The 1147-nt window shown below is 75.7% G+C and carries 2 protein-coding genes; one reads left to right on the top strand and one right to left on the bottom strand.

Annotated elements, in window-relative coordinates:
* A partial coding sequence (locus ACFFNX_RS50685; protein ID WP_378213657.1) for a TetR/AcrR family transcriptional regulator occupies nt 1-353 on the bottom strand: 353 nt, incomplete at its 3' end.
* A gap of 98 nt (nt 354-451) precedes the next feature.
* Between ACFFNX_RS50685 and ACFFNX_RS50680 the strand changes: the two genes are divergently transcribed.
* Nucleotides 452-1147: Gfo/Idh/MocA family protein (locus ACFFNX_RS50680; protein ID WP_378213656.1), on the top strand; the 696-nt coding region annotated here is incomplete at its 3' end.

Genomic DNA, 1147 nt, shown 5'->3' with positions numbered 1-1147 from the left:
AGCGCCTCGCCCACGCCGCAGCTCTCGGCGCGCAGCCGGACGAACGCGGCGGCGAAGTCGCAGAAGCCGCGCCAGGGGTCGGGGTCCTCCAGGGCCCGGTCCGCCATGGCCGTGACCTCGCCGAGGACCTCCTCCAGCACGGCGTACAGGAGCGCCTCGCGGGAGGCGACCCGGCGGTAGAAGGTGCCGACGCCCACGCCCGCCCGGCGGGCGATCTCGTGCGCGGTCACCTCGACGCCGTCCTCGGCGATCGCGGTCCGCGCGGCCGTCACCAGGCGTTCGAGGTTGCGGAGCGCGTCCGCCCGCGGCCGGCGCCCGGTGTCACCGGCCAGCATCCGCTCCACGGCGCTCATGCGACGGAAGCGTATCAAAGTGGACGCGACGCGTCCGGTTGTCCTAGGCTCCGAAGAAGCGGACGTAAGGAGTCCGTTTATGCGCGAGAGGGGCGGCCATGGGAGAGCGGATCAGGGTGGGCATCGTCGGGGCCGCGCCCGATCGTGGATGGGCCGCCCGCGCGCACGTCCCGGCCCTCCGCGCGCTGCCGGACTACGTGATCACGGCGGTCGGCACCACGCGCGAGGAGAGCGCGCGGGAGGCCGCGCGGGCCTTCGGCGCCGAGCACGCCTTCACGGACGTGCGGAGGCTCGCCGAGCACGATGAGGTCGACCTGGTCGCCGTCACGGTCAAGGTGCCGGCGCACGCGCGGCTGGTCCGGGCGGCGATCGAGGCGGGAAAGCACGTGTACTGCGAGTGGCCGCTGGCCCTGACGAGCGAGGAGGCCGCGTCCCTGGCCGGGCTCGCCGACCGTGCCGGAGTGCGGCACGCGGTCGGCCTGCAGGCCCGCCACGCCCCGGAGATCCGTCACGCGCGCGAGCTGGTCGGCGCCGGCCGGGTCGGGCGGGTCACCTCGGCCACCGTGTACGCGGCCCGCGGCAAGGGCGCCGGCGCGCGGATCCCGGCGTGGGCCGCGTACACGCTCGACCACCGCAACGGGGCCGGCACGCTGGAGGTGGCCGCCGGGCACACGCTGGACGCGCTGGAGTACCTGCTCGGCGCCATCAGCGAGCTCTCGGCCCGCCTGTCCGTCCAGCGTCCCCGTTACGTCGTCGAGGAGAGCGGCGAGGAGATCGCGGCGACCGGCCCCGAC

The organism is Actinoallomurus acaciae (assembly GCF_042429965.1).
GTDB lineage: Bacteria > Actinomycetota > Actinomycetes > Streptosporangiales > Streptosporangiaceae > Actinoallomurus > Actinoallomurus acaciae.
This window is presented reverse-complemented; position numbering and strand designations above follow the sequence as displayed.